We start from the raw sequence: 25,490 nt of genomic DNA on the forward strand, positions 1-25,490 counted from the left end.
GGTCATGAGCCCGGGCCGGCGCCAGGCCGCTCGGCCAGCGCGCGGCGGAACTCCTCGCGATACGCCTCGGCATGCCGGGCCGGGTCGGCGGGGAAACGGCCCAGTTGCACGGCCAGCTCGAAGAAGCCTGGCGCCGGCAGGCCGCCGCGCCGGCTGACCACCAGGGCAGCGACGAACGGCCGGCCCCGCTCGGCATCCTCGCGCATCAACGCCTCGAGCGCCTGGGCCACACGCTGGATGGTGTGCGGCGGGGTGAGCCCCAGCGCCTCGGCGAGCCCCCGGTAGGTCAGCGGCAGCGCCGAGGCCGGGGCCGCCTCGAGCAGGCGGCGGGCCGGCGCGGCCAGCAGGAGAGCGGTCATGAGGGATGCTTCTGCCGGACGCCTCGTGGCGTGCGCCTGTCGCCCTCGTCCTCCTCGGGCTTGGCCGAGCCCTGGTGCGTCAGGCGTTCGGCCTGGTCGAGCCGCGGGTGGTTGTCGAGGAACTCGCGATGCGGGTCGGGCAGGGCGTCCAGCGCCTGGAGCGTGCGGGTGAGGACGTGGATGGCGGCAAGCACGTCCTGGGTGTTGCCGGTCTCCGAGATGGTATGCATGTTGCGGATGGGGAAACCGATGGAGGTGGCGGCGCAGTCGATGGCGGCCAGCACACCGGCCATGCCGTCGGTGCCGGTGTCAGCGCCGACGATGTCACGCTGCATGGGGATGCCGTGCTCCCGGGCCGCGGCCTCGATGATGCGATTGAGCTGCTCGCTGGCAATTGCGCCCACCGACAGGGTGAAGCCCCTGCCCATCTCCAGCGGTTGCATGCGCCGTTCGCCGATGCCGGGTGCGGCCACGTAGTCGTGGTTCACGTCGACACCGATCACCACATCGGGCCTGAGCTCGCCGGCCAGCACGCGGCTGCCGAAGCGGCCGATCTCCTCGTAGCTGGCGATGGCAAACAGCACGCGTACCTTCTCGGTGCCGCCCGCCTCGGCGATCAGCCGCGCCACTTCGGCGGTGACGAAGCAGCCGAGCCCGTTGTCCAGGTAGGCGCCGTAGAAGGTGTCGGGGCTGAAGCCGTGACGGATGGGACGGTCGAAGACGATCGCGTCGCCGGGACGCACGCCCAGGTTGAGCACCTGCTGCTTCTTGTTCTCGCCGTGGATCTGCAGGTCGAGGTAGATCTGCTCCTTCTTGATGCCCTTGCTGCCTTCACGCTGGGCGGCGTCGGAGAAGTGAATGGCCCCCAGCGCCTCCACCGTGCCGCCCTGGATGATGCGGTAGCGCCCCGGGACCTCGGGGTCCTCGCTGAACAGCTTGACCTCGTGGCCGACCAGCACGTTGGGCAGGAAGGCGTCGGTATTGATCCAGATCTTGCCGTCATCGCCGATCGAACGCACCTGCATGCGAATCTTGTCGGCATGGCCGATGAGCATCACCTTGAACAGGTCGTCGCGGTCCGGGTGGGTGTCCCATACCACCCCGGCGTGCCCCTTGTACTGGTGCATGTGCCAGCCCTGCGGCGCGAAGCGCTCGAAATGGGGCTTGAGCACGCCGTAGGTCATCGCGCCTTCCAGCCCCACGGGGCTGGGCGCATCCAGGATCCGCCGCATCAGGGTGAACTGCGTCTCCGGCATGGGCTCGGCCCAGGGCGTGTTCGTCTCGCTCATGTGGCTTCCTTTCTCGTATCGGGATGATGTCAGCGTAGTCTGCCAGACCTCGCCCCGCATGGCCCGGCGGGGCGGGCCGCGACACGGCACAGCGGCGCCCGTTCCGGCCGGGCAAAGCGAAGGCAAGACCAGACGGCCTTGCCTTCATTAGCGTCACCCACGCTGCTCATGCCAGCGGAGGGCTCAGCGCTCCGTCGCTTCGGACAGAGTCATGTCGCCGTCGACTTCGCTGTAGCGGTCCTCGTCGTAATCGGAGGACAGGGCATCGAGCTCCTCCTCGCCGATGCTCTGCTGCAGCACCAGTTGCTCGCCTTCGACCTGCATGTCGGCCAGCGGCAGGGCGACATCGGAGCCGCCGAAGATCCAGAAGCCGCCCACCGTGACGACGACGTGCAGATCGCCGCTGTCGTCGTGACGCAGCACGCTTCTGGCTTCACCGATCGTCTCGCCCTCGGCATTGACGATGGTCATGCCTTCGATCTCGCTGACCTGCATGGAAGCGAGCGTCGAGTCGAGCGGGGCCTCCTGCGGGCCACTCTCCTCGAAGCCCGCCTCGTCATCGCCCTCGGCCGCCTGCTCGTCCTCCTGGGCCTGGTCGCCCTCGGTGTCTTGCTGCTGGGCATCGGGTTCGGCTGACGTCGCCTGCTCGCCCGGGTCGGTCTGCATTTCCTCGTCGTCGCCGGCCGCCTCGGGCGCTGCGTCGGCTGGCGCCTCCTCGCCGTTGGTCTCGGCCCGATCGCCCTCGTCGCTGGCGCCCTCGTCGCTGGCGCCCTCGTCACTGGCCTCCTCGTAGTCCTCGGCATCGACGCCGTCGTCCGGCAACTCCTCCTCGCTTACCGAAACGTCGGGCTGCTCGCCCTCCTCGGCCGCAGCCTCCTGCGCCTCCTCGGGCCGCTCGCTCTCCTCCTGGGCCTGCTGGGTCTCGGTCGCCTGCTCTTCGCTCTCGGCGGTGTCACCGCTGGTCGCGGTCTCGTCGTCCTGGGCCAGGGCGCCACCGACGAGTCCGGCGGAGATGGCACCGATGGCGATCGCCAGTAATGTCCTTTTCATGGCGCTTACCTCCTTGGGTAGCCTCTTCCCTCAAGATTAGATGGCCCCTACCCCGAACGGCCAGAAACACAACGAATCAAAACGTAACCCAGAGCAATCCGATGTCGCCGACCACTGGCGGGCCCAGGCTCATGCCCCGGGATAGACGTACCCCTGCCACCCCTGGCCGGTACCGAGATGGGTGGCCTGGCCGACCACATCCGGCCGATGCGTCGAGTGCACTCCCCGCCCCTGCTGGGTGCCCAGGTGGGTGGCGACCATGCGCTGAGGTGCCTCCTGGCGGGCCGGTAGCGTCGAGTCCGCTCCGTCCGCACCCGCACGCCCATGCGAGCCGGCGCGCAGTTGGGAGGCGACCAGCCAGCCCAGACCGATGCCGGTCACCAGCACCGGCACGGGATGTTCGCGAATCGAACGGCCCAGGCCGGCGAGAAACCCCGGCCTCGCACCGTGACGGCTGGGCAAGTGTGCGGCGACGCTCCGCCTGAGCCGAGCCGGCGAGAGGCGGCGCTCGAGTTCATGCAAGGTGTCGTCGAGGTGGGCCCGGGATTGACGAATGTCGGCCTCGAGCTCGTCTACCCGGCGTTGCTGATAACGGCTCATGTTCACGCCTCCTTGGCTTCGCCGTTGGTGATCTCCCTCGTCTCAAGCTGGCTGCCCGTGCTGGCCTCGTCAAGTCGCTGGCCGCCGCGCCCGTTCATGCCACCACGCGCGCGAGGGTCTGCTCGATGGCTTCGCCACTGGCTGGGCGCACCAGCCGTGCCACCTCTTCGCCGTCAAGGAGAAACACCAGGGTCGGCCAGAGCCTGACGCGAAATGCCCGCCCCAGACGCCGCCCCGGGCCATCCTCCACCTTGAGGTGGTGCACGTCGTGGCGCCGCGCCAGGGCCTGCTCGAGCCCGGGTTGGGCGATCTGGCAATAGCCGCACCAGGGAGTACCGAACTCGAGTACGGTGACGCCCGCGAGGGAGCACACCTCCTCGAGACTGGGCGCCGGCGCCATGTATTCGCTCTGCATGGTCATGCTTCGTCCTCCTCGGCCTCGGTTTGCCCAAGCCTGAAGTGAACGATAGCAGCCACCGGCCCCGGCGGGATGTTGCAAAATGCATCCCGGATGCGGCAGGCCGCTGCCCGCACGGATATGCTAGGGATATCGTTCTGCCGCTAGCGGAGGGATCCATGTCCGTACTGAAACGCCAACACCGCCAGCGCGGCGGGCGATGGCCGTCACGCATCGCCGGGTTCGGCGTCCTGCTGCTGCTGTTGGCCGCGCTGGGGCTGGCCGGCGCCGGCCCCGCCTATCGGCTGGAGCTGCTGACGCTGGGTGCCGCCTTCAACGTGCTGCGTTTCGGTGCCCTGCTGGGGCTGGCCGCCATTGCGGTCGCCCTGCTGGCGCTGTTGGTGGCGTTGCTGTGTCGCCGCAGGGGCGTCGTCTGGTCGGCGCTATTCACCATCGCGGCAACCATTGCCCTGCTGGCAATTCCCTGGACCTACTGGCAGCGCGCGCAGTCGGCACCGCCCATCCACGACATCACCACCGACATGGAGGACCCGCCGGCATTCGTGGCCCTGGCCCAGGAACGCGAGGCCGCGCCCAACGCCGTCGACTACCCCGGCGAATCGTTCGCGCGCCGTCAGCGCGAGGCCTATCCCGACATCCAGCCACGCCACTTCCCCCTGCCCCTGGCGACGGTACGCGCCGCCGCCGAAGCCGCGGTGCTGGACATGGGCTGGGAGATCGCCGACATCAACATCGACGCGGTGGATACCATCGAGGCCACGGCGACCACGACCTGGTTCGGCTTCGAGGATGACGTGGTGGTACGCCTGACCCAGCAGCCCGACGGCATACGGGTCGACGTGCGCTCGGCCTCGCGCCTGGGGCGCGGCGACGCGGGGGCCAATGCGCAACGGATTCGCGACTACTTCGAGGCGCTGGAGCGACGCACCGGCTGATGCCTCGCCCCGTCGCCGACGGAGCGGCTCCCGGCCGGTCCCGCTTGCCGGCCGAGAGCCCGTGAGGCTCATGCCTCGGGCGGCAACGCCTCGATGGTGCGCAGTGCCTCGGCGACGATGCCCTGGCGCTTGGGCAGGTCGGCCATACGGTTGGGCGTTTCCATGTTGAGGGCGAAGAACACCGGGCCGCTGGGGCGCTCCACCCAACCCACCCACCAACCGAGCTGGCCGGACCAGCCGGTCTTGCCGCGCAGGATCCAGTCATTGCCGGCGCCGACGACCATCAGGTCCTTGACCAGCCGCTGGTCGGCCTCGTCGAACGGAAGCTCGTTGCGGTAGAGCCGCTCGAGGAAGGCGATCTGTTCCTCGGCGGAGATCTCCAGCAGGTTCTCCTCCAGCCAGAAGTGCTCGAGGCGGTCGCCGATCTCGGCGTTGCCGTAGCCGAGCCGCGCCAGGTAGTCGCGCTCGCGCTCCTCGCCCAGCTCACGGGCGAAATGCTGGTAGAGCCACACCACCGAGTTGCGCATGCCCGAGCGCAGATCCTGATCACCGTTCCACGGCGGAAACTCTCGCTCGACGCCATCCCAGGCGAAGACCTGGAATTCATCCTCCACCACGCCGGCGTCCAGGGCGAACAGGGTGTGGGGGATCTTGAAGGTGGAGGCGGGTACGAAGCGTTGCCGGGCCCGTTCGCCGTCATGCACCAGCGCGGTGGCGGCACCGTCGCGCCTGTCGACCACCAGCAGCGTGCCGCTGGCCTCGTTGGCGCGGAAGATCTCGCCCCAGTCGTCGCGTTCCTGCCAGGTCTCGGCCGTGGCGCTCAAGGGCGCCAGCGCCAGCAGCAGGACGCCGGCCATCAATGCTTTTATGGGTGTCGTCTTCAGAATCATGGTTCCATCCACTCGTCAGGATTATGGTATTCAAGGGTTGGCGACGCGTCGGATGGCAGATTAGCGGGATGGCATGCAAGCTCACAAACCATGATATCTTGCAGGTGCCATAAACTGAGCTTGGGCTTATGACGAGACCTTACCTGCCGCTCAATGCCCTGCGTGCCTTCGAGGCCTCGGCACGCCATCTGAGCTTCACCCGCGCCGCCGACGAGCTGAACGTGACCCAGGCGGCGGTGAGCCACCAGGTCAAGCTGCTGGAAGAACGGTTAGGCACGGCGCTGTTCAAGCGCCTGCCCCGCGGGCTGATGATCACCGCGGAGGGCGAGGCGCTGCTGCCGGTGACGCGCGACGCCTTCGATCGCATGGCGAACATGCTGGAGCGGCTCGAGGGCGGCAGGGTGCGTGACATTCTCAACGTCGGGGCCGTGGGTACGTTTGCCGTGGGCTGGCTGCTGCCGCGCCTGGCGCGCTTCCAGGCCGGCCACCCGTTGATCGAGATACGCCTGTCGACCCACAACAACCGGGTCGACATGGCGATCGAGGGGTTGGACTGCGCCATCCGCTTCGGTGACGGCGCCTGGCACGGGCTCGAGGCGCAGCGGCTCTTCGATGCGCCGCTCTCGCCCCTGTGTACGCCTCGCCTGGCCGCCTCACTCGGGGCGCCGGCGGACCTGGCCCGCCACACCCTGCTGCGCTCCTATCGCGAGAACGAGTGGGCGCACTGGTTCGTCGCCGCCGGCGTGTCACGCCCCCCGGCGCGAGCCCATGGCGTCACTTTCGACTCCTCATTGGCGATGCTGGAGGCGGCGGTCCAGGGGGTGGGCGTGGCGCTCGCCCCGCCGCGGATGTTCGCTCGCCAGTTGGGCAGCGGTGAGATCGTGCAGCCCTTTGCCATTCACGCTGCGCTCGGCAGCTACTGGCTCACCCGGCTCAAGTCGCGCCCGCCCAGCGCCGCCATGGAGGCTTTCGAGGCGTGGCTGTTCGACGAGATCCATCTGGCCTACGGCCACGCGGCCTAGCTCAGCGCCTCGACGATGGGGCGTTCGCCATCGAGCAGGACGTACTCGCGGTTGAGCAGGTCGCGCGCCTGGGCAAGGTGCACCAGGGCATGGGCGACGTTGGCGCGCGAGACGCGGTTTTCGCCGCCGCTCTCCTCCAGGGAGGTGGCGACCCGCTGGGTGGCGGGCGCATCCACCAGCCGCCCCGGCTTGAGGAGCACGTGAGGCTCGGCCGAGCTGCGCAGGTGCGCATCCGCGGCGTGCTTGGCCACCATGTAGGGGCGCAGCGCCTCGGGCGCCTCGAGCGGCTTTTCGGCACGCATGGCGCTGACCATCAGCAAGCGTGACACGCCGCGCTCGCAGGCCAGGTCGGTGGCGCGGATGGCACCGTGGAGATCGATCAACAGCGTCTTGTCCGGGCCGGTGTGGGGCCCCGAGCCGGCCGTGAAGACGATCTGGTCGCAGCCGTCGCAGGCGTGCTTGAAGTCGTCCTCCAGGTCGGCAACCACGGTGTCGATGCCGCGTTCGCCGAACCATGGCTGCTGTTCCGCTGCGCGAACCATGGCCCGGATGGGTAGGCCCACGGCCTGGGCCAGCTCACAGAATTGCCGACCGATCTGGCCGTTGGCTCCGATTACCAAGGTGGTCATTCGCGTCTCTCCCGCCGTCGGCATCGTGGCTTTCCGGCAGCCTAGCCGATGCCGGCGCGGGCCTCCAGGCGGCCCGAGGGGGGACGGTGTGCTAGCCTGTGACGCTGCCAGGCGACCCATCAAGCGCACGAGGCCGACATGCTGCGACTCAACCACCACGTGGAACTGCCCGACCACGAGATCGAGATCACCCAGATCCGCGCCCAGGGCGCAGGCGGCCAGAACGTCAACAAAGTGGCTTCCGCGGTGCACTTGCGCTTCGACATTTCCGCGTCGAGCCTGCCTCCGTTCTACAAGGAGCGGCTGCTGGCGCTCTCCGACCAGCGCATCACCAAGGAGGGCGTGGTGGTGATCAAGGCCCAGAGCCACCGCACCTTCGAGCAGAACCGCGAGGATGCCCTGGCGCGCCTCAAGGCGCTGATCCTGGAGGCGGTGAAGACGCGCAAGGCACGCAAGCCGACCAAGCCGACCCGCGCCTCGCAGCGCAAACGCATGGATCGCAAGACGAAGAAGGGGCAGACCAAGGCGCTGCGCAGCAAGGTGAAACCGTAAGGAGGCGAGGCTGCTAGGCTTAACGCCATAGCGTGCCCTTCGCGCCAAGGAGCTCCCATGCCCACGCCGTCGAGAACCGTCTCGCGACCGCTGAATCCCGCGCTGGAGCGCCTGCATCTGGTATGGGACCTGCTGGTCATGGTGCTGGTGGTGGCCAACCTGACACTGCTGCTGTTCGACAGCCTGTTCCTGCTGCCTCCCCTCAACGATGCCTTCGCCGCCGTGGCACCGGGGCTGCACGGCGCCTACGACCGCCACGTGCACGCCAACTTCATCGAGATCGACCTGGTCTTCGTCGCCGTCTTCGTGCTCGACGTGCTGCTGGGCTGGGCCGCGGCCATCGCCGAGCGCCGCTATCACCGCTGGTTCTTCTACCCCTTCGTGCACTGGTACGACGTGCTGGGCTGCATCCCGCTGAGCGGCTTTCGCCTGCTGCGCATCCTGCGCGTCATCTCGCTGCTGACCCGCCTGCAGCGCCTGGGCCTGATCGACATGCGTCGCTGGCAGCTCTACGCGTTCTTCGCCAAGTATTACGACATCCTGATGGAGGAACTGTCCGATCGCGTGGCGCTACGCCTGCTGGGCAACATGCAGGAGCAGATCCGTTCCAGCGATTCCCTGTCGACCCGTGTCATCGACCGGGTGGTGATGCCGCGCAAGCAGCAGTTGATCCGCGAACTCAGCCAGCGCCTGGAGGAGATGACCGGCAACGCCTATGCGCGCAACCGCGAGGAGACGATGCGCTACGTCAGCGCCCTGGTCGGCCGCACCGTGGCGGAGAGCCAGGAGATACGCCGTCTGCGCAGGCTGCCGATGGGCGATGCCGTGGCCCGCAGCATGCAGTCGAGCCTCTCGGAGCTGGCCTGCCGCCTGGTCCACGAGGCCATGGAAGGGTTGCGCTCGCCGGAGTTCACCGCCCTGGTGGAACGTCTGGCCGACAGCGGCTTCGATACCTGGCTGCAGGTCGACGAGCACACCGATCGGGTGACCGAACAGGTGCTCGTCGACATGCTCGAACTGATGAAGGAACAGATCGCCGTCAAGCAGTGGCGGCGTCGCTACGATTGACCGCCACGGGATGACGATCACTGAGAATGTGGTGCACGCCGCCACAATCCACCATCGGGTCGTCGCAGTTGACCACGATCTCCGAGCGCGCCAGCACGTAGCTCTTGCCGGTAATGGTGTTCTCCACCACCTGATGCTTGCCGCCGGCCTCGCGCACCGCGACGACTTCGCCGATGAAGCCCGTCTCGCGCAGGGAGACGGTCTCCAGCTTGTCGCCGGGCTTGATGGTGCCCTCATAGTGCATCAGCGCCAGCCGCGCCGAGGTACCGGTACCGGTGGTGCTGCGGCAGATCACGCCGGGATGCACGTAGGTGGTCGAGCGCGAGCGGTAGAAGTCGTCGGCAATCTGTTCCACCGGCCCCATGAAGTGCAGGAACGGCAGCGGCCCGACGTCGCCCAGGGTGTAGTGCGAGAAGCCGCTGTGGGCCTGGATCGCCTCGACGATGCGATGCGCGCACTCGGCCAGCGCGCGCTCCTCCTCGCGCTTGAGCGAGAAGCCGAGCTCGGTCGCGTCCACCAGGGCATAGAACCCGCCGCTGTAGGCGATGCTGTAGGTCACGTCGCCCACGCCGGGCACGTGGATCTGCGCCCGGTGGGTGTCGATGTAGCTGGGCAGCCCGCCGCAGGTGATCGCCTCGACCACGCCGTTCTCGACCCGCGCTTCGATCTGCACCAGGCCGGCGGGGGATTCCAGCGTGAAGTGCTGGATCCCCTCGCGCTTGGGAATCAGCCCGGTTTCGAGCAGCGCCGTGGCGGTACAGATGGTGTTGGAGCCGGAATAGACCGGGTAGCCCATCACTTCCATGATGATGTAGCCCATCTGTGCCTGGGGATCGCAGGCCGGCACGATCAGGTCCACCGACATCTCGGGGATGCCATAGGGCTCGTTCAGCAGCAGCTTGCGCAGGCCGTCGGCGTCGTTCTCCAGGTACTCCATCTGCTGGCGCACGGTATCGCCGGGCAGCGGGTCGATGCCGCCGATCACGATTCGGCTGACGTCGCCGCCGGCATGGGTGTCGAGCAGCTGCAGGGTGAGTTCGTGGCTCATACGTTTTCCTTGAGGGCGAAGGGCGCGCCGTGCTCGGCCCACTGGGAATCGGGCACGATGACGATCTTGCCCAGGTAGTTGCTGCCGCGATTGACGAAGTAGCGCTCCGCCTCGTGCAGCTCGGAGAGCTTGAAGGCGGCGTGCAGCACCGGCTTGAGCTGACCGCCGCGAATCCACTCGACGAGCTGCTCGGCCTCCTCGCGGGTGCCGTGGGAGACGCCGAAGATCTGCACCTGGTAGAGGTAGATGCGGGTCCACATGATCTCGCTGAGGTTGCCGCCGCTGGCCCCGGCGATGGAGAGTCGCGGGTAGGTGGTGCGCGCCTTCATGTCGCCGATCATGGTGTCGATGAACAGGTCGGTCATCTGACCGCCGACCAGGTCCATCACCGCGTTGATGGGCGCACCGCCGGTGGCGTCCAGCACGCGCTCGACGAAGGTGGAGAGATCACCGCGGTCGATCACCGCCTCGGCGCCCAGCGCCAGCAGCGCCTCGGCCTTGTCGGGCTGGCTCACGGCGTAGGGGATCGCGCCGACGATGCGGCACATCTGGATCAGCGCCGCGCCCACGCCGCCGCTGGCGCCGCTGACCAGCACCCGCTCCCCGGCCGCGACCCTGGCCGAGGTCATCATGTGGTAGCCGGTCTGGTAGGAACACATGCCCATCGCCGCCAGCTCGGCGTCGGCGAGCTCGGGGTTGGGCACGTGGTGGAACTGGTCCGACGGCACGGCGACGTACTCGGCGTAGCCGCCATCGGCACCGTGGCCGTAGTAGTCGGGGGTCAGGTTGATGTCGCGGCGCTCATCGGCGTAGAGGTTGAAGTCGAGCAGGCCGCGCTCGCCGATGCGCGCGGCATCGACGCCCTCGCCCACCGCCACCACGCGCCCGGCCACGTCGGCGCCCTGGATGCGCGGAAAGGTCAGGGTCGGCTCGCCGCCCATGGCGAAGGAGGTCACCTCGCCCTTGTCCTTGGTCGGGTAGAGCCCCTCGCGGGCCTTGCGGTCGGTGTTGTTCTTGGCCGTGGCGGTGACCTGCACCAGCACCTCGCCCGGGCCCGGACGGGGGGTGGCGACGTCGTCGCGATACACCAGCTTGTCGATCCCGCCGTGGCCGGTCAGGACCATGGCGTTCATGGTGGACGGAATGGTCGGTACGTTCTCTGTGGGCACGATGGTCCTCCTGGCTGAGCCTCGTTGGCGGTTACCTGGCTCTCCACGCCTGGCCGAAGCCTCCCCTGCCCTCGTCGCCGCGCGGCCCCAGGCAACGACATGCCGAAGAGCCAGCGCGCGGTTCGCGCCGACCGGGGTCGAAGTGCAACGGGGGAAACGAATGAGGTGGGGCAGCCTGTCCGGCGTGTCGATATGGGCAGATTGAATCATGCCCTGCCGGGGACTGCATACCGTTGATGATTGGGTATTTTTTCTGTTTTGGGCGGCTGCGACTGGGGATTCTTTCTTTCCCGCCGACAGCGAGCCGAACCGGCATCACCTAGGCTAAGGCGCGGCAAGCGCTCGCTCGCTATCCTGTCAGGAGGAATTGCCCAGGTGTAAGGAGACACCGATGAACCACTGGCTGATGGCCAATACCGCTGCCGGCGACGGCAGCCATGACGCCGCCTTCTGGCGCGAGCACCTAGGGGCAGCCGGCCTCGACACACTACGGGTGCGCGACATCGCCGAGACCGACTGGCATCGCCAGGTCGCGCCCGGCGATCGGGTGCTGGTCGCCGGCGGGGATGGCTCGGTCAACCTGGCGGCGTCCATCTGTATCGAGCACGGCGCCGTGCTGGGCGTGCTGCCCTCGGGCACGGCCAACGACTTCGCCCGCAATCTGGGGCTGCCCGACGACCCCGTGGCCGTGTGCCGGGTGGCGCTCGGGGCGCACACGGCCAAGGTCGACGTGGCCTGGATCAACGGCCAGCTCTATCTCAACGTTGCCCACATCGGGCTTGGCACCGTGCCCGCCCGGGAGGCCTCCCCACGTGAGAAGAAGCTCCTGGGGCGCTTCAGCTACCTCGTCACCCTGGCCAGAAAGCTCGGCGTACAGCGTGGCTTTCAGGGGCGCATCGAGGGCGACGACCAAGCCGTCGAGGGACGCTGGCTGACCATCGCCATCGCCTCGGGGGCCTATTTCGGTGGCGGCCACGGCATCGCGGGTGCACGTATCGACGACGGCCAGCTCGACATCGTGGCGGTGCGGCAGCGCGCCTGGTTTCGCCTGCTGCTCTCCTACCTCGCCACGCGCCTGCTGGGACACCCACCCCAAGGCGACGACACCCTGGTTCACCTGCGCTCGCCCCAGTGTCACGTGCAGCTTCGCCATGCCCGTACACTCACCGCCGATGGCGAGACCCTGGGGCGCATGGCCAACGTGTCGGCCTTTACCCGGCGCGCCGTGCTGGAGGTCGCCTGCCGGGGCGTGGTGGGGGCCAACGACAGCACCCTGGCGGGGGAGATCCGCGAGACCTCCTGAAGGCGGGCCGGCCCTAGAGCGGCAGGTGCAGTATCGCACCGCGCAGGCCGCGCGAATCGGCCCACAGCTTGCCCAGGGTGATCGGCAGCCGGAAGCGGCGCTTGCCCGCCGCCCCGGGGTTGAACCACAACCGCTGCCGTTGCCACTCATGGCGCGGCTTGTGGGAGTGGCCGTGCAGCACGGCATCGCACGCGGTGGCCGGGTCGAAATCGGCCAGGTCGTGAACCAGGTGCAGGCGCCAGCCGTTGACGACGAGATCCCGGCGCGGCGGCAGCGCCTCGGCCCAGCCGGCCGTGTCGATGTTGCCGCGCACGGCGTACAGCGGGGCCAGCTCGCCCAGGCGTTCGAGTATCGCGACGTCCTGCGGCTTCGCGCCCACGTCGCCCAGGTGCAGGATCAGCTCGCAGCCCGTCAGCAGCGTCAACGCCTCGTCGCGCAGCAGGCCGTGGGTATCGGAGATCACGCCGATGGGCGTGGCGATGTCGAGGCGAACCTGGGCCATGGGGATTCTCTTGCAGGAGCCTCCCCCACGCTAGCGCATCGCCGATGCCGCGTCACGAACGCAGAAGGGCATCGCCGTGGCGATGCCCTTCTGCGTTCATTTTGGATGCTGCTTCTCGTGGGAACGCCGCTTCTCCAGCGGTGGTAGGGTGGCTCAGTGATAGTGCTTGCTGCAGTTGGCGATCTCGCGCGCCATCTGGTCGTCCTCGCAGCGGTCGGCGATATCGCTGAGCGTCACCACGCCGACGAGACGCTTGTCGTTCTGGTTGTTGAGCACTACCAGACGTTGCACATGCTGCTCCTGCATGTTGCGCAGCACCTCCTTCACGTCCTGTTCCTCGAAGGCATAGAGCACCTCCGAAGTGGCGATGGAACTCGCCTTGTCGTCGGGGCTCTTGCCTTCGGCGAGGGCGCGAACCGTGAGGTCGCGATCGGTCACGGTACCTACGATACGGTCCCCCTCGACGAGGGGCTCGAAACCGGAATTGTCCTTACGCATGCGCTCGGCCACCTGGCGAATGGTGGCGTCTGCCGGGCAGTAGTCCGGGCGCTGGGTCATCACTTCGCGAACTTGCATCTCGCACCTCCTGTCATCCACGTATCGCACGGCCGAAGCCGCGCTGCTTCCTGCTTTGCAATGTCTTACCGTAAGAAAATAGCTGCCTGCCATGGAGGCTTCAAAACTCTCTCTGTCTTTGTTTATTGCCGTCGGTTAACTCGAGTTGTCCGGTTTGACGCCTTTCGGTCGAATGCTAGCTTGACTAACGAAGCCCAACTCAGCCGCATAACGACAATTCTTGGGGACGACCATGAAAAGAAGAGATGCCAAGACCCGGTGCCTGCCGGGTGCCTTGCCGCTTGTCTTGCTCATGGCCCTGTCGGGACCGACTCGAGCCCAGTCGGACGAAGCCCCGGCGGCGCAGGAAATACCACGCCTCGAGTCGACGGAGTGCGCCACCGAGGCGCTCACCGAGATGGGCGCAGAGTGCTACACCTTCCATGGTGAGGAGAATTGGAGCGCGCCAAACGGCAATACCGTCAAGGTACCGGTAGCAGTGTTCGAGCCCCCGGCGGGTGAGGCGGAAGAGATTCCTGTCTTCTTCTTTCCCGGCGGCCCTGGCTACTCTTCGCTAGGTGAGCGCGAGTACATGGAGCAATTGCGCAAGGACATCGGCAAACGCACCCTGGTGACGATGGACAATCGTGGCTTCATCCATGCCGAACCGGCGCTGGAGTGCCCCGACTACGCCAAGGTTTCGCCATATCACAACATCATCCATACGCCTGCGATTACTGCCTCATTGGATCCCATGGAGCGCATGGAGGCCATTACCGGGGTGGTGAGCGACTGCTACCGCAAGCTGGTCGATGAGGGTATCGACGTCAGCCAATACAACGCCCATGCGGTGTCGCGCGACGTGGACGAGATTCGCCAACTGCTCGGCTATGAGCGAATCGATGCCTTCGGCTCCTCGACCGGCAGCGGCACGGTAGCCTCCTTCATCCAGTACTACCCAGATAGCATCCGCGCCGCGATCCTCGGCTGGGCCTGGTACAACCATCTGCGCAACCGCTCGCCGGTGGACGAACTCTATACGGCCAAGCAGTCGTTCACCGATGTCCTGGCCCTTTGCGTCGCCAGCGACGAAGACTGCCGGGAGCTGGTGCCGAACTGGTTCCAAGCCATCGACCGCGCGCGCCGCACGCTGGATGGCAAGCCCTTCATCGCCAAGGTGGCAACGGCGGACAACGGCGAGACGACCCTCTACTTCGACGGAGCGGCCTTCCTCGATACCCTTTACCTGACGCTCGCCTCCGACTATGCCGAGCTACCGAGCCTCGTCGCCGATGTCGAAGCGGGCGACTACTCACGACTGAACGACTTCTTCCGCATCGACGATTACGATCCCGAGCCCGAAGCGCCCAACTATGCGCTGGGCTACTTCCTTGCCCACGTATGCAATGACATGGGCACGAATCGCCCTAGCGTGGCCGACTCCACCGCTGCCGTGGCCCGCGAGCCCGCCGTGCTCGGCTTCGAGCCGCCGTGGTTATGCGCCTGGTGGGGCGAAGATGGCGATGTGCCCCCCGAGCATAATGACCCACCCGTCGCCGAGACGCCGGCCTTGGCGCTGCATGGCCAGATGGACCCATGCTGCACGACTCGCTGGAGCGAACACCTGGGCCGTACCATGCCCAACCTGCAGTACGTGGTGTTCCAAGGGCTCGGCCATAGTCCCGTAAACGAATGCCGCTCGCAGATGGTCAGCGCCTTCCTCGACGACCCGATGGCCGAGGTCGACGACAGCTGCAAGGATGAAGTCGCGCTGGAGCCCTGGGTGATCGAGCCGCCGGATGGCGCCCAGAGCGGAGATACGTGACGTCCCGCTGGTCTTGCCACGGGCGGCACTCAGGCCTGCCGATGGGCCCGCAGCAGCCAGGAGGCCATGGCCACCAGCGGCAGGCCGACGAGTGCACCGGGGTAGGCCCCGAGTAGCAGGCTGACCCCCAGGCCGGCCAGCAGCGCCGCCCCACCGGCCGCGATAGACGGCGTTCCTTGCGCAGCGGCGACTGCCTGCCGGCGGTGGCGCTCGAAGGCCGCCACCGCGACCAGTACCGGCGCGATCACCAGCGCACACAGCCCGATCCACTTCAGGCGGCCCAGCCAGAAGCCGGGCTCGCTTGGCATGCCGGCATCGAGGGGCCAGCCGAATCGCTGGCCCAGCCAGGCCGCCGGCAGCTCGGCGAGCTTGTGCCACAGATAGAGCTGCAAGCCAAGCGCGCCGAGCAGGGCCATCGAACGGCCCAGTCGTCGACGCTGCAGAAAGGTACGCACCGGCGTTTCGAACAGCACCACCCCACCCGCCTGCAGCCACATCACCCCCAGCAGGGCGAGGGTCGGCGGCAGCAGGTTGGTATGCCCGCCAAGATTTCCGTTGACCATCGATACCGGATAGCCGACGGCTACCGCGACCGTCAGCCATGCCAGCCCGAGCAGGACCAGGCCGACGCCGACACCTCGCCCGACCAGGCGACCGTTCCACCAGGCGATACCAAGCTGCTGCGCAACCAGCCAGACCAGCACGGCGTTGCCCCAGGCGAAGCGATCGTGTTGCGCGGTCACAGAGCTGCCGAATCGGGCCAGCTCGACGAACGAGCCGGGGCGAGCACGCAACGCATCGACCGCCAGTATCAACAGCACCAGGCCGAGCACCGCGCCGATCCCCCAACGCTCGTCCGCCCGTACGCTGAGCGGCAGGACCAGCTGCACGCCCAGCAGTATCAGCAGGAACCAGAGATGTACGGTAAGCGAGTGGTTGAGCGTTTCCAGAATGCCTTCGCGGGTAAGCAGCGAGAGCAGCACGAGCCCCGCCAGCACGGCCAGGTAGGTCAGGGTGGGCCGCGCCAGCCCCAACCCCCGCTCTGCCCACCACTGCAGATGGGGCTCGCCGTCCCGCCGGCGCTGCCGAACGCCGTCGACGCTGACCGCCGCCGAGACGAAGACGAACAGCGGGACGACCTGCGCCAGCCAGGTGAAATAGTCCGCCGGAGGCCAGGCATCGAGTATGTGGGCGGTACCCACCAGCCTCTCTGACTCGAACCGGGGCAGCGTCGCCACCCAGTGCCCCAGCACCACGACCAGTAACGCGAGCGTGCGCAGCGCATCGGGATAGGGGTCGCGTGCGTTGTCCACCTTGCCCTCCTTGTCGAGCGGATAGACGAAACGCCCGCCTTCGCCAGCAGCCTAGACGACGCCGGCTCGGCCGGCCAAGGCACGTGAGCACCGTTCGATCCACGATGGGTTTGTTGCTACGTTGGGGAAGCATGGCCGGAAAGCATGGCATCGCTAGAGGATTAGTATGAGGAAGGGACTAACCCATCACGCCCGTGCGCCGCACAGCGCAGCGCGTCGGCCCTCGCTGTGGATACTCGTGGCGGGCCTGCTGGCCTGCGTACCGGCGCTGGCCAAGGCGCAGTCCGGCCAGGTCGGGCTGCCGCGCTTCCCCTCGATCAGCCCCGACGGCTCGACGCTCATCTTCAGCTGGCGCGGCGACCTGTGGCGAGCCTCGAGCGAGGGCGGCGAGGCGGTGCGCCTGACCCGCCACCAGTTGGACGATCTGCACTCCAGTTGGAGCCCCGACGGCGAGTGGATCGTGTTTGCCTCGATGCGCGACGGCTACCTCAACCTGTGGCGCATGCACCGCGACGGCAGCCAGCTCACGCAGCTCACCTACGGCGATCAGCACCTGCGCAACCCCTCCTTCGGCCGCGACGAGAACGGCGAGCCGGTGATCACCTTCTCGGGCATGCTCGAGGCCGATGTCTATCGCGACCAGCGCCCCTACCGGCTCTCTCCGGACGGTGGCGAGTACACCCGGCTGCACGACGCCTTCGGCTCCGAGCCCCAGCTCTCGCCCGACGGCGAGCGCGTCGTCTTTACCCGCGGCGGTGCCTACCATGACTGGAACCGGCGCCACTACCGCGGGCCGGACGCGATGAACGTGTGGCTGCACGAGCTCGGCACCGAGCATTTCGAGCCGCTGACCGAGCGCGACGGCGATGACGGGATGGCGCGCTGGGTCGACGAGGACACCCTGCTGTTCATGTCCGACCGCGAGGACCAGACGGTCAATCTCTACCGCATGGAGCTCGACGCCGAGCGCAGCATCGAGCGACTCACCGAGTTCGACCGGCACGACCTGCAGTACTTCGACGTCTCCCGCGATGGCGGCACCGCCGTGCTGCAGGTCTGGGACACGCTGCTGACGCTCGACCTGGAGGCGCCGGACGCCGAGCCCGAGCCCATCGCCCTGCGCGCGCCCGACGACGGCCGCGATACCCACGCCCTGCGCCGCATCGACCGCGACGTCAGCGAGGCGGCCCTGAGCCCTGACGGCCAGACCATGGCCTATATCGCCTATGGCCGCGTCTACGTGCGTCACGTCGACGAGCAGAGCCCCACCCGGCCGGTCACGCCGGGCACCCACGCCAGGCACCACAGCCTGGCCTGGTCGCCCGACGGCCTGCGCCTCTACTTCGTCAACGACGCCGACGGCAGCGAGTCGATCTACCAGGCGCAGGTATCGCTGACCCGCGACGAGGTGCGCCGCAGCCATGAGCGTCAGCGCGCGCGCAGCCGTGTCTCGGCGCACCACTGGGATGGCGACCCCAACGTTTCCCTGGCCTCGGCGAACCCGGACGTCGCGTCCGAGCCCCCCGAGTCTCCCGAAGCGGACTACGACCCCGACCTGGCGGTGCGCGGCGAGGAGCCCGAGGATCCCTTCGCCCCGCAGGATCCCGGGTTCATCCTGGACCCGGTGGTGATCCCGCAGCCCGGCGACCCCACCGACGTGCCGCCGCCCACTCAGGAACCCCAGGCGGAGGTCGAGAGCATTCCCGAAGAGGAGCTGGAGGAGGAGCCGCCCGACGCGCTTCCCGCCGGCCGCGACCCGACGCGCTGGCACGATGCGATCCAGTTCGACATCAGTCCCGTGGTCGCCGAGGACAGCAACGATCGTGACGTCTCGCCATCCCCCGACGGTCGCTCCCTGGCCTTTCGCCGCGGACGCGGCGACCTGGTGATCCTCGACCTCGAGAGCGGCGAGGAGCGCACCCTGGTCGAAGGCTGGGACAGCTTCATGCACTGGCGCTGGTCCCCCGACAGCCGCTACATTGCCTACTCGCAGAACGACCTCGACTTCAGCGCCAACGTCTTCGTGGTGCCGGCGGATGGTTCGCAAGCGCCGGTCAACATCACCCGCCATCCGCGCAACGACCTCAACCCGCGCTGGTCGGCGGACAGCCGCAAGCTGACCTTCATTTCCAATCGCTCCGGCGAGAACTACGATCTCTACCGGGTCTACCTCGACCGCGAGATCGAGACCTACACCCCGCGTGAGCTGAGCACCTACTACCGCAACGCGCGCGAGGAGGCACGGGGCCGCGCGCCGCTGCCGGTGGAGCGCGACCGCGAGCCAGAAGCGACGCGAGACGCCGTCGAGCTCGACCTGGAGGACGCCTGGCGGCGCATCGAGCGCATCACCGCCACTCCGGCCCACCAGACGGCCAACGAGATGACGCCGGGCGGCGACCGCTACGTCTTCAACGCCGGCAGCGAGGGACTCGTGGCGATGGACTGGGACGGCAGCGACCGCACCCGTATCGGCCCCAGGGCCAACGTTCAACAGCTCAACATCACCGGCGAACAGGTGGTCTACATCGTCAACGGCCGCGTCGGCGTGGCCAACCTCTCCGGCAGCGGCTCGCCCCGCTACCTGGACATCTCCGATCGCTTGCGCATCGACCTGCGCCGGCAGGCGCTGCAGAAGTTCCACGAGGCGGCCCGGGTCATCGGCGAGAACTTCTACCGCACCGACCTGAAGGGTCTGGATTGGTCCGCCGTGGTCGCCGAGTATGCGAGCCTGATTCGCCGTGCTCGCACCTCCAGCGAGTTCAGCGACATCACCAACCGCCTGATGGGCGAGCTGGCGGCGTCACACATGGGCGTATCCAACCCCGGCCCGGTGTCGGCGCTGCGCGAGCCCTCGGGGCGGCTGGGCATCGAGTCCGAGAGCATCGTCTCGCAGCAGGACGGCCGCCTCGGCTATCGGGTCACCGAGGTGATACCCGACGGGCCGGCCAGCCGCGGCCCCATGCCGCTGGCCCCGGGCGACATCATCACCGAGATCGGCCTGCGGCCCTTCGAGGAGAACGAGACCCTGCTGCAACGGCTGCGCGGCCAGGTGGACCAGGAGGTGATCGTCACCTTCGACCGACCGGGCGACGACGGCTATACCGAATATCGCACCATGCTGCGCACGATAGGGCTATCGGAGCTGGCGCGGCTGAAGTACGACGCCTTCCGCGAGGAGAGCCGGCGCCGCGTCGACGAGCTCTCCGACGGACGGCTCGGCTACCTGCATATCCAGGCCATGAACCAGACCTCGCTGGAGGGCTTCCAGGGCGACCTCTACGCCGCGGCGGAAGGCAAGGACGGCCTGATCATCGACGTGCGCAACAACGGCGGCGGCAATACCACGGACCGCATCCTGACCTCGATCATGGCCGGCGAACACGCCTACACGATCCCCGCGGGCGCCGACCGCGACGCCACCGGCCACTACCCCCAGGATCGCCTGGACGCGCCGCGCTACACGCTGCCGATCAACATGCTGGCCAACGAGAAGAGCTACTCCAACGCCGAGATCCTGGCGCACGCGTTCATCACGCTCGATCGCGGCACGCTGGTCGGCCAGCAGACCTATGGCGGGGTGATCTCCACGTTCAGCCACACCCTGATCGATGGCGCCACCGTACGCCGCCCTTTCCGCGGCTGGTACCTGCCCGACGGCACCGACATGGAGCACAACGGGGCCATGCCGGACCTGCTGGTCGAGCAGACGCCGCAGGACGAGGTGGCGGGCCGCGACCGTCAGCTCGAGCGGGCAGTGAGTGACCTGCTCGAGCGAATCGATGCCACGCAATGAGCCCCGCCCCGGCGCCCCGCCTGCCGGGGCGGCTCAGGCCTCGGAGTCGCTGCGATCGCCGAGCCCGTAGTCGCGCTCGACCCTGGCGATGCGTACCTGGAAGGCGGCGTACCAGTCGTTGCGCCCGAGACGCTGCGCTTCGCGGTGCTCGACCTGCTGCTTCCACTGCGCGATCGCCTCCAGGCTCTCCCAGTAGGACACCGTCACGCCCAGCGTCTCGCGCGCCGATTCCAGGCCGAGGAAGCCCGGCTGCTGGGCGGCCAGTTCGGCCATGCGCTCGGCCATGAGGGCGTAGCCGTTGTCTCCCGCCGTGCGCAGCGAGGTGAAGATGACGGCGTAATAGGGCGGCTCGGGGGTGTTGGCGATGCGGGACATAAGGCCTCACGGACGTCTTTGAGGGTAGCGGGGATTTCTTCTGGCCCCATTCTCGGAGAGTATAAGCGCGCGTGCGCTTCGCACGCTGCATTCCACTGCCCGCGGGAGACGGCATGACGCTGACGCTCGATCACGGAAGACGGGTCACCCTGACCTATTTCATCGCCTTCATCGCCATCGGCATGTGCGTCGGCCTGCTCGGGCCGACATTGCCTCATCTCGCCGGCATGACGGGGTCCGGCATGGGCCAGATCGCCATCCTGTTCACCGCCCGCGCGCTGGGCACCATGCTGGGTTCGGTGCTCTCCGGCGTACTGATCGATCGCTTCGACGGCCATCGCGTGCTGGCGGCGATGCTGCTGTTGCTCGCGGCCGGGCTCGCCGCCGTACCGTTCAGCCAGGCGCTGGTCCTGCTCACGGCCGTGATGTTCCTGCTCGGCCTGGCCGAGGTGTCGGTCAACGCCGGCGCCAACACGCTGCTGCTGTGGACCCACGGCCCGGCGTCGCCGCCCTGGATCAGCGCGCTGCACTTCTGCTTCGGCCTCGGCAACATGCTGATTCCACTGGTGCTGGTGGTGGTGCTGCGCCTGGGATTTTCCTTCGCCTGGGCGTTCTGGCTCGTCGCCCTGTACGTCATCGTTCTGCTGGTTCCGCTGCTGCGCCAGGCGAGCCCCCGCCCGCCCGACCTCACCGTCGGCCACCGCACGGCCCCACCGCCCCGGGATGGCTGGCGGCTGGCGATCTTCCTGCTGATGTTCGGCCTCTATGTGGGCATGGAGGTCACCTTCGCCGGCTGGATCACCGCCTATGGCGTGCTCGGCGGCATGGCGCCGGCCGATGCCGCCCTGCTGGTGACCCTGTTCTGGCTGACGCTGTCTGCCGGGCGCCTGGTGGCCATTCCGCTGGTCCGCCGGCTGTCGCCGTGGATGGTGCTGCGCGGCTGCCTCGGGCTCGGCCTGTTCAGCACGCTGGCGCTACACGTGCAGTGGCTACCGCTGCCACTCGTCGCCCTGCTGTTCGGCCTCGCCGCCTCGGCGATCTTTCCTACCCTGTTCGGCTTGAGCAACCAGTTGATGTCGGCCAACGGGCGCACCACCGGCTGGATCTTCCTGGCCTGCGGGATCGGCGGCATGGCGGTTCCCTCGCTGACCGGGCCGTTGCTGGAGCGCGCCGGAACGGCCGCCTTTCCCCTGCTGCTTGTCGTCCTGGTCGGCCTGCTGATCCTGGGGCTCGTCCTGCTGCGCGCCCGGGTACGACTGGCGAGCCGCTGAAGCTGCCGTTCAGTGCTGCTTCACCCGCCAGATGCGCCAGGCCAGCAGGCCGATGATCAGGCCGCCCAGCGGTCCCAGGACGGCCGCCGCGGTGTGGGGCGGGATGACGATGCCCAGCGCCTCCAGGCTCTCCAGCCCCAGCTTGAACAGGCTGAAGATGTAGTAGCTGATGACGATGATCGACAGCCCTTCCACCGCCTTCTGGATCTTGAGCTGGCTGCTGGCCCGCTCGTTGAGGCTGCCCAGGATGCTCGAGTTCTGCTCCTCGATCTCCACCTGGGCACGGGTACGCAGCAGGTCGTTGAGGCGCGCGGCGCTCTCGGCCAGGCTCTGCTGGCGCTGGTGGATGGCGGCACAGTAGTGCACCGTGGGCCGGAAGCGTCGCAGCAGGAAGGTGCCGAGGCGTGGACAGTGATCGACCCGCGCCTCCCGAAGCTCCTCGATGCGCGAGAAGACGATGCGCGCGTAGGCTTCGGTGGCGCTGAAGCGCTGGCGTGAGCGGGTGCCGCTGCGCTCCAGCCGGGCCGAGAGCTGCGACAGGGCCGTCAGCAGCGGCCGCGGGTTGGCGTCCTCCTGCTCGGCATTGCGATCGGACAGCTCGCCCAGCTCCAGCTCGTAGGCCTGCAGTTCGAGGGCCAGCTCCTTGGCCAGGGGCAGCGCCAGTGAGGCCATCATGCGGTAGGTCTCGATCTCCAGCAGGCGGCGCACCATCCGCCCGAGCCGGAAGGCATTGAGCCCATGGTTGAGCAGCAGCAGGCGGGTATAGCCCCCCGCATCGAGGCGAAAGTCGCCCCAGGTCGTGGCGTCGCCACCGCCCACCTGGGAGCCGGCCGGGTCGGTGAACCCGTACGCCTCGGTGCTGCCGCGCCAGGTATCGTCGCCTTCCACCAGCACCAGGGTGGCATTGATCAGGGCATCGCGCTGGGACTCGGCCACCTGCCCCAGCCACGCCGGCGGCGGCGCCCAGGATTCGACGCCCGCCCCTTTCGGCACCATCACGGTGAGCGTCGAGAATTCGGTGTGCCGCTCCCATTTCAGCACCTTGCCGTCGAGCGTGACGATCTGCTGGACCGCCTCGGTGTCGAAGGCGAGCCCGGTCGCCTCGCTCAGGTGCACCAGCAGGTCGGCATGGCCCTGGGCATCGGCCAGGAAGGCATAGTGGTAGAGGTGCGCCGGCTCGGTGAAGTAGATCGAGGGTCGAGCGTGCAGTTCGTTGTGCAGACGTTCGCGTTGTGGGTGCATTTCAGGGGCCCGGAAGAAGTCGAGCCTTGAGACTAAGGTCTACAGGGCGCGACGCCAACCCCGCTTTCGACTCCCCCTGTCACGTCGCTTGGTAGTACTCACTCGTCGAGAGCGGCCTGTTCTGCCGCAGCGGCCTCCTCGGTGAGCGTTTCGAGCGGCACCGGCCCCTGCAGGAAACGCCCGATCCAGCTCAGGGCGCTGGGCAGGCTGGCACGCCAGACGCGCCAGGTGTGTCCCCCGCGGAGCACCTCCATGACCACCAGGTCGGGCTGATGCGGCACCAGCGCCTGGCGTACGAGTCGCGCATGGTGCTCTGCATGGTAGACGTCGCGATCGCCGGCACTCAGGTAGAGCGGCACGATCACCTCTCGCTCCAGGTAGGCGTCGAGATGGGCGGTGTAGTTGCGGCGATGCCACAGCGCCTCGTCGAAGTTGCCCGCCTCGTCGAGGAAGGCGGGGTGGCGCCAGGCGGAGGAGTTCCGCGGCGGCAGCGGACGATAGCTGGCCGGGCTGAGGGCCGCCGCGGCGGCAAACAGATCCGGACGCTCGAGCACGAAGTTGAGGGTGCCGTAGCCCCCCGCGGAGAGCCCGGCGATGGCGCGCCATTCGCGCTGGGGCACGACCCGCCAGGTCTCCTCGACGTTGGGCATGAACTCCTCGAGGAAGGCCGAGCGCGCCGCCTCGTTGTGGCCGTCGATCCACCAGCTCTCGCTGCCGGGCATGACGATGACCGCCGGCGGCATGTGGCCCTCGCGGATCATGCGGTCGGCGGCCTGTTCGATCCCGCCGCTCTCGACCCAGTCCCTTTCGCTGCCGAACGAACCGTGCAGCAGGTAGAGAATCGGGTAGGCCTGGTTCGTCTCGTGATAGCCGTCCGGCAGGTACAGGGCGTAGTGATAGTCACGCCCCAGAATCTCCGAAGCGAAGCGATGATAGGTGATCTCGCCGGCCCGCGGCTTCTCTCCCCACAGCAGCGCAAGGCCCAGCACGGCGGCAATCGCATGCTTGAATGTCATTGGCACGGGTCTCCTTGTGCCGAGTTCTTCGTAAGACGCTAAGCCCGTTAAGGAATTTTTCCGTCTCGTCATGGTCCGACAGCTTATCGAGGGTCGATGTTCCGGGCACCAAGGATGGCTAGACGTTCATGAAGCGGATCGAAGAAATCTACTGGCTGCGCTTCTACGGCTGCCTGGCCGTGTTCGGCTACCATTTCCTCGACCGCCTGAACCAGTACCTCGACAACGTCTACGTCGACCTGGCGCGCATCCCCACCGTACTCGGCACGCCCATCTTCATCTTCATCTCGATCTTCCTGTTCTCGGCCCGCTACGGCGATCGCCCTCCTCCCGGCTTCCTGGTCAAGCGCCTGCAATACGTCATGGTGCCGTATGTGGTCTACGGGCTGATCTACGCCCTGACCAAGTACGCCAACCTGCGTCGGGAAGGCGTGCCGGCCGGCCTCGTCGATACCCTCATCGAATACCTCCTCTATGCCGGCTGGCACGGTTATTTCCTGATCATCGCCATGCAGTTCTACGCCTTCTACTGGCTCTATTCCCGCTATGGCCTGGAGCGCTGGCTAACGCCCGGCCCTTGGCTGGTCCTCGGCAGTCTCATCGGCATCGCCTACTGGGGCCTGACCCGCCACTACGACATCGAACCGCCAGGCTACCTGCTCTGGATCGCTCCACTCGGCTGGATCTACCTGTTCTTCCTGGCCATGCTGGTGGTGCGCAACTACCCTCGGCTCACCCCCGAGCGCCTGGCGGAGGTCCCCTGGCTCAAGTGGCTGTCGCAGCCGGCGCTCCTGCTGGGCTTCGTCGCCGCGATCGTGCTGCTGACCCTGCGCGGCGACCTGGAGTACTCCTCCAAGGAGACCTGGGTCGTGCCGTTCTTCGTGCTGTTCACGCTCTACGCCGTCACGCGGCTGCGCCACGTGCGCGCCACCCCGCTGGTCAAGTTCATCAACCGCTACTCCTTCGGTATCTATCTGGCGCACCCCATGTTCTTCGCCTTGGTCGACTTCGCCCATGAGTTCGTCCCCTTCTCGCTGCTCCTCTATTCGCTGCTGCTGATCGTGGTGGGCATGGCCGGTTCCATTGCGTTCAACCGGGTCGTCAACAGCCTGCCCTGGGGCGGCATGCTGTTCGGCAAGACCCTGTACGTACCGGGAGCGCGGCACGGCGCGGCCACTCAGGCGCGCTAGCCGCCTGCCGGATTCGACCGTGCGCGAGGAGGGGGATGCGCGCCGCCCAGGCAGGCCCAAGCGCGGAAGGAAGAGA

Annotated in this window: 24 protein-coding genes; 9 read left to right on the forward strand and 15 right to left on the reverse strand. The window is 67.7% G+C overall.

The annotated features are described in order from the left end of the window. Positions 1-2: 2 nt before the first annotated feature. From I4484_RS17310 to I4484_RS17330, 5 genes are all read right to left on the reverse strand, one after another. Positions 3-359: a hypothetical protein gene (locus tag I4484_RS17310; protein WP_197448466.1), complete on the reverse strand. Its 357-nt coding sequence runs from the start codon at positions 357-359 to the stop codon at positions 3-5. Continuing rightward, entirely contained in the window at positions 356-1,648 is a 1,293-nt protein-coding gene (locus tag I4484_RS17315; RefSeq protein WP_197448467.1) for a M20/M25/M40 family metallo-hydrolase, read from the reverse strand. The genes I4484_RS17310 and I4484_RS17315 overlap by 4 nt, the downstream gene beginning before the upstream one ends. A gap of 183 nt (positions 1,649-1,831) precedes the next feature. After that, the gene (locus I4484_RS17320; protein ID WP_197448468.1) at positions 1,832-2,698 is read right to left on the reverse strand and encodes a PRC-barrel domain-containing protein; all 867 of its coding nucleotides are present in this window, start codon (positions 2,696-2,698) and stop codon (positions 1,832-1,834) included. A gap of 129 nt (positions 2,699-2,827) precedes the next feature. Then, complete coding sequence (locus I4484_RS17325) at positions 2,828-3,298, reverse strand: DUF3618 domain-containing protein (protein ID WP_197448469.1); 471 nt, start codon at positions 3,296-3,298, stop codon at positions 2,828-2,830. A 94-nt stretch (positions 3,299-3,392) separates the two neighbouring features. Further along, the gene (locus I4484_RS17330) at positions 3,393-3,719 is read right to left on the reverse strand and encodes a thioredoxin family protein (RefSeq protein WP_197448470.1); all 327 of its coding nucleotides are present in this window, start codon (positions 3,717-3,719) and stop codon (positions 3,393-3,395) included. 155 nt (positions 3,720-3,874) lie between these two features. Between I4484_RS17330 and I4484_RS17335 the strand changes: the two genes are divergently transcribed. Continuing rightward, positions 3,875-4,651 (forward strand): DUF1499 domain-containing protein, encoded by a 777-nt coding sequence (locus I4484_RS17335; protein ID WP_197448471.1) that lies wholly within the window; start codon positions 3,875-3,877, stop codon positions 4,649-4,651. Positions 4,652-4,719: 68 nt separating this feature from the next. Here the strand turns inward: I4484_RS17335 and blaOXA are convergent, their stop codons facing one another. Beyond that, complete coding sequence (gene blaOXA, locus I4484_RS17340) at positions 4,720-5,541, reverse strand: class D beta-lactamase (RefSeq protein ID WP_234283712.1); 822 nt, start codon at positions 5,539-5,541, stop codon at positions 4,720-4,722. A gap of 128 nt (positions 5,542-5,669) precedes the next feature. Between blaOXA and I4484_RS17345 the strand changes: the two genes are divergently transcribed. After that, on the forward strand, positions 5,670-6,563 hold the full coding sequence (locus I4484_RS17345) for a LysR family transcriptional regulator (RefSeq protein ID WP_197448472.1): 894 nt from the start codon (positions 5,670-5,672) through the stop codon (positions 6,561-6,563). Here I4484_RS17345 and I4484_RS17350 read toward each other — a convergent pair. Further along, on the reverse strand, positions 6,560-7,192 hold the full coding sequence (locus tag I4484_RS17350) for an SDR family oxidoreductase (protein ID WP_197448473.1): 633 nt from the start codon (positions 7,190-7,192) through the stop codon (positions 6,560-6,562). The genes I4484_RS17345 and I4484_RS17350 overlap by 4 nt on opposite strands. A 138-nt stretch (positions 7,193-7,330) precedes the next feature. Here I4484_RS17350 and arfB point away from each other — a divergent pair, with 138 nt between their 5' ends. Together arfB and I4484_RS17360 are read left to right on the forward strand one after the other, a co-directional pair. Then, the gene (gene arfB, locus I4484_RS17355) at positions 7,331-7,744 is read left to right on the forward strand and encodes an alternative ribosome rescue aminoacyl-tRNA hydrolase ArfB (protein WP_197448474.1); all 414 of its coding nucleotides are present in this window, start codon (positions 7,331-7,333) and stop codon (positions 7,742-7,744) included. A 57-nt stretch (positions 7,745-7,801) separates the two neighbouring features. Then, positions 7,802-8,812, forward strand: coding sequence for an ion transporter (locus tag I4484_RS17360; protein ID WP_197448475.1), 1,011 nt, complete (start codon positions 7,802-7,804; stop codon positions 8,810-8,812). Here the strand turns inward: I4484_RS17360 and I4484_RS17365 are convergent. Further along, positions 8,784-9,860, reverse strand: a complete 1,077-nt coding sequence (locus I4484_RS17365) for a proline racemase family protein (protein ID WP_197448476.1) — start codon at positions 9,858-9,860, stop codon at positions 8,784-8,786. The two genes, I4484_RS17360 and I4484_RS17365, sit on opposite strands and share 29 nt — an antisense overlap. Then, positions 9,857-10,993 carry a zinc-binding dehydrogenase gene (locus tag I4484_RS17370; protein WP_197451098.1) on the reverse strand — a complete coding sequence of 379 codons (1,137 nt, stop codon included), beginning with the start codon at positions 10,991-10,993 and terminating at the stop codon, positions 9,857-9,859. The genes I4484_RS17365 and I4484_RS17370 overlap by 4 nt, the downstream gene beginning before the upstream one ends. A 427-nt stretch (positions 10,994-11,420) precedes the next feature. Here I4484_RS17370 and I4484_RS17375 point away from each other — a divergent pair, with 427 nt between their 5' ends. Next, positions 11,421-12,332, forward strand: coding sequence for a diacylglycerol kinase family protein (locus tag I4484_RS17375; protein ID WP_197448477.1), 912 nt, complete (start codon positions 11,421-11,423; stop codon positions 12,330-12,332). A gap of 13 nt (positions 12,333-12,345) precedes the next feature. On the opposite strand, the gene I4484_RS17380 is transcribed toward I4484_RS17375, so the two are convergent. Then, complete coding sequence (locus I4484_RS17380; protein WP_197448478.1) at positions 12,346-12,834, reverse strand: metallophosphoesterase; 489 nt, start codon at positions 12,832-12,834, stop codon at positions 12,346-12,348. A gap of 153 nt (positions 12,835-12,987) precedes the next feature. Beyond that, a complete protein-coding gene (locus I4484_RS17385) occupies positions 12,988-13,410 on the reverse strand; it encodes a CBS domain-containing protein (protein WP_197448479.1) in 423 nt (140 codons plus the stop codon). Between the two features lie 232 nt (positions 13,411-13,642). Here I4484_RS17385 and I4484_RS17390 point away from each other — a divergent pair, with 232 nt between their 5' ends. Next, on the forward strand, positions 13,643-15,214 hold the full coding sequence (locus tag I4484_RS17390; RefSeq protein ID WP_234283714.1) for an alpha/beta fold hydrolase: 1,572 nt from the start codon (positions 13,643-13,645) through the stop codon (positions 15,212-15,214). A gap of 29 nt (positions 15,215-15,243) precedes the next feature. On the opposite strand, the gene I4484_RS17395 is transcribed toward I4484_RS17390, so the two are convergent. Continuing rightward, a complete protein-coding gene (locus I4484_RS17395) occupies positions 15,244-16,527 on the reverse strand; it encodes an acyltransferase family protein (protein ID WP_197448480.1) in 1,284 nt (427 codons plus the stop codon). A gap of 166 nt (positions 16,528-16,693) precedes the next feature. On the opposite strand from I4484_RS17395, the gene I4484_RS17400 reads away from it, so the two are divergent. Beyond that, the gene (locus I4484_RS17400) at positions 16,694-20,320 is read left to right on the forward strand and encodes a S41 family peptidase (RefSeq protein ID WP_197448481.1); all 3,627 of its coding nucleotides are present in this window, start codon (positions 16,694-16,696) and stop codon (positions 20,318-20,320) included. Between the two features lie 33 nt (positions 20,321-20,353). Here I4484_RS17400 and I4484_RS17405 read toward each other — a convergent pair whose 3' ends face one another. Then, positions 20,354-20,695: an antibiotic biosynthesis monooxygenase gene (locus tag I4484_RS17405; protein ID WP_197448482.1), complete on the reverse strand. Its 342-nt coding sequence runs from the start codon at positions 20,693-20,695 to the stop codon at positions 20,354-20,356. 113 nt (positions 20,696-20,808) lie between these two features. Between I4484_RS17405 and I4484_RS17410 the strand changes: the two genes are divergently transcribed. Then, the gene (locus I4484_RS17410) at positions 20,809-21,966 is read left to right on the forward strand and encodes an MFS transporter (protein WP_197448483.1); all 1,158 of its coding nucleotides are present in this window, start codon (positions 20,809-20,811) and stop codon (positions 21,964-21,966) included. Between the two features lie 9 nt (positions 21,967-21,975). Here I4484_RS17410 and I4484_RS17415 read toward each other — a convergent pair whose 3' ends face one another. Both I4484_RS17415 and I4484_RS17420 read right to left on the reverse strand, forming a co-directional pair. Then, on the reverse strand, positions 21,976-23,208 hold the full coding sequence (locus I4484_RS17415; RefSeq protein ID WP_197448484.1) for a DUF3422 domain-containing protein: 1,233 nt from the start codon (positions 23,206-23,208) through the stop codon (positions 21,976-21,978). Positions 23,209-23,306: 98 nt separating this feature from the next. Further along, on the reverse strand, positions 23,307-24,224 hold the full coding sequence (locus I4484_RS17420; RefSeq protein ID WP_197448485.1) for an esterase family protein: 918 nt from the start codon (positions 24,222-24,224) through the stop codon (positions 23,307-23,309). 128 nt (positions 24,225-24,352) lie between these two features. Between I4484_RS17420 and I4484_RS17425 the strand changes: the two genes are divergently transcribed. After that, positions 24,353-25,414 (forward strand): acyltransferase, encoded by a 1,062-nt coding sequence (locus I4484_RS17425; RefSeq protein WP_197448486.1) that lies wholly within the window; start codon positions 24,353-24,355, stop codon positions 25,412-25,414. Positions 25,415-25,490 lie beyond the last annotated feature (76 nt).

The sequence above is a fragment of the Halomonas sp. SS10-MC5 genome (assembly GCF_015992245.1).
GTDB lineage: Bacteria > Pseudomonadota > Gammaproteobacteria > Pseudomonadales > Halomonadaceae > Halomonas > Halomonas sulfidoxydans.

What these genes read in the sequence shown, in the direction of transcription:
- I4484_RS17345 (WP_197448472.1), top strand. Translation starts at nt 5,670, where the DNA reads ATGACGAGACCTTACCTGCCGCTCAATGCCCTGCGTGCCTTCGAGGCC.
- I4484_RS17405 (WP_197448482.1), bottom strand. Translation starts at nt 20,695, where the DNA reads ATGTCCCGCATCGCCAACACCCCCGAGCCGCCCTATTACGCCGTCATC.
- I4484_RS17380 (WP_197448478.1), bottom strand. Translation starts at nt 12,834, where the DNA reads ATGGCCCAGGTTCGCCTCGACATCGCCACGCCCATCGGCGTGATCTCC.
- I4484_RS17320 (WP_197448468.1), bottom strand. Translation starts at nt 2,698, where the DNA reads ATGAAAAGGACATTACTGGCGATCGCCATCGGTGCCATCTCCGCCGGA.
- I4484_RS17410 (WP_197448483.1), top strand. Translation starts at nt 20,809, where the DNA reads ATGACGCTGACGCTCGATCACGGAAGACGGGTCACCCTGACCTATTTC.
- I4484_RS17350 (WP_197448473.1), bottom strand. Translation starts at nt 7,192, where the DNA reads ATGACCACCTTGGTAATCGGAGCCAACGGCCAGATCGGTCGGCAATTC.
- I4484_RS17335 (WP_197448471.1), top strand. Translation starts at nt 3,875, where the DNA reads ATGTCCGTACTGAAACGCCAACACCGCCAGCGCGGCGGGCGATGGCCG.
- I4484_RS17415 (WP_197448484.1), bottom strand. Translation starts at nt 23,208, where the DNA reads ATGCACCCACAACGCGAACGTCTGCACAACGAACTGCACGCTCGACCC.
- blaOXA (WP_234283712.1), bottom strand. Translation starts at nt 5,541, where the DNA reads ATGATTCTGAAGACGACACCCATAAAAGCATTGATGGCCGGCGTCCTG.
- arfB (WP_197448474.1), top strand. Translation starts at nt 7,331, where the DNA reads ATGCTGCGACTCAACCACCACGTGGAACTGCCCGACCACGAGATCGAG.
- I4484_RS17365 (WP_197448476.1), bottom strand. Translation starts at nt 9,860, where the DNA reads ATGAGCCACGAACTCACCCTGCAGCTGCTCGACACCCATGCCGGCGGC.
- I4484_RS17375 (WP_197448477.1), top strand. Translation starts at nt 11,421, where the DNA reads ATGAACCACTGGCTGATGGCCAATACCGCTGCCGGCGACGGCAGCCAT.
- I4484_RS17360 (WP_197448475.1), top strand. Translation starts at nt 7,802, where the DNA reads ATGCCCACGCCGTCGAGAACCGTCTCGCGACCGCTGAATCCCGCGCTG.
- I4484_RS17325 (WP_197448469.1), bottom strand. Translation starts at nt 3,298, where the DNA reads ATGAGCCGTTATCAGCAACGCCGGGTAGACGAGCTCGAGGCCGACATT.
- I4484_RS17425 (WP_197448486.1), top strand. Translation starts at nt 24,353, where the DNA reads ATGAAGCGGATCGAAGAAATCTACTGGCTGCGCTTCTACGGCTGCCTG.
- I4484_RS17390 (WP_234283714.1), top strand. Translation starts at nt 13,643, where the DNA reads ATGAAAAGAAGAGATGCCAAGACCCGGTGCCTGCCGGGTGCCTTGCCG.
- I4484_RS17400 (WP_197448481.1), top strand. Translation starts at nt 16,694, where the DNA reads ATGAGGAAGGGACTAACCCATCACGCCCGTGCGCCGCACAGCGCAGCG.
- I4484_RS17420 (WP_197448485.1), bottom strand. Translation starts at nt 24,224, where the DNA reads ATGACATTCAAGCATGCGATTGCCGCCGTGCTGGGCCTTGCGCTGCTG.
- I4484_RS17330 (WP_197448470.1), bottom strand. Translation starts at nt 3,719, where the DNA reads ATGACCATGCAGAGCGAATACATGGCGCCGGCGCCCAGTCTCGAGGAG.
- I4484_RS17370 (WP_197451098.1), bottom strand. Translation starts at nt 10,993, where the DNA reads ATGAACGCCATGGTCCTGACCGGCCACGGCGGGATCGACAAGCTGGTG.
- I4484_RS17385 (WP_197448479.1), bottom strand. Translation starts at nt 13,410, where the DNA reads ATGCAAGTTCGCGAAGTGATGACCCAGCGCCCGGACTACTGCCCGGCA.
- I4484_RS17310 (WP_197448466.1), bottom strand. Translation starts at nt 359, where the DNA reads ATGACCGCTCTCCTGCTGGCCGCGCCGGCCCGCCGCCTGCTCGAGGCG.
- I4484_RS17315 (WP_197448467.1), bottom strand. Translation starts at nt 1,648, where the DNA reads ATGAGCGAGACGAACACGCCCTGGGCCGAGCCCATGCCGGAGACGCAG.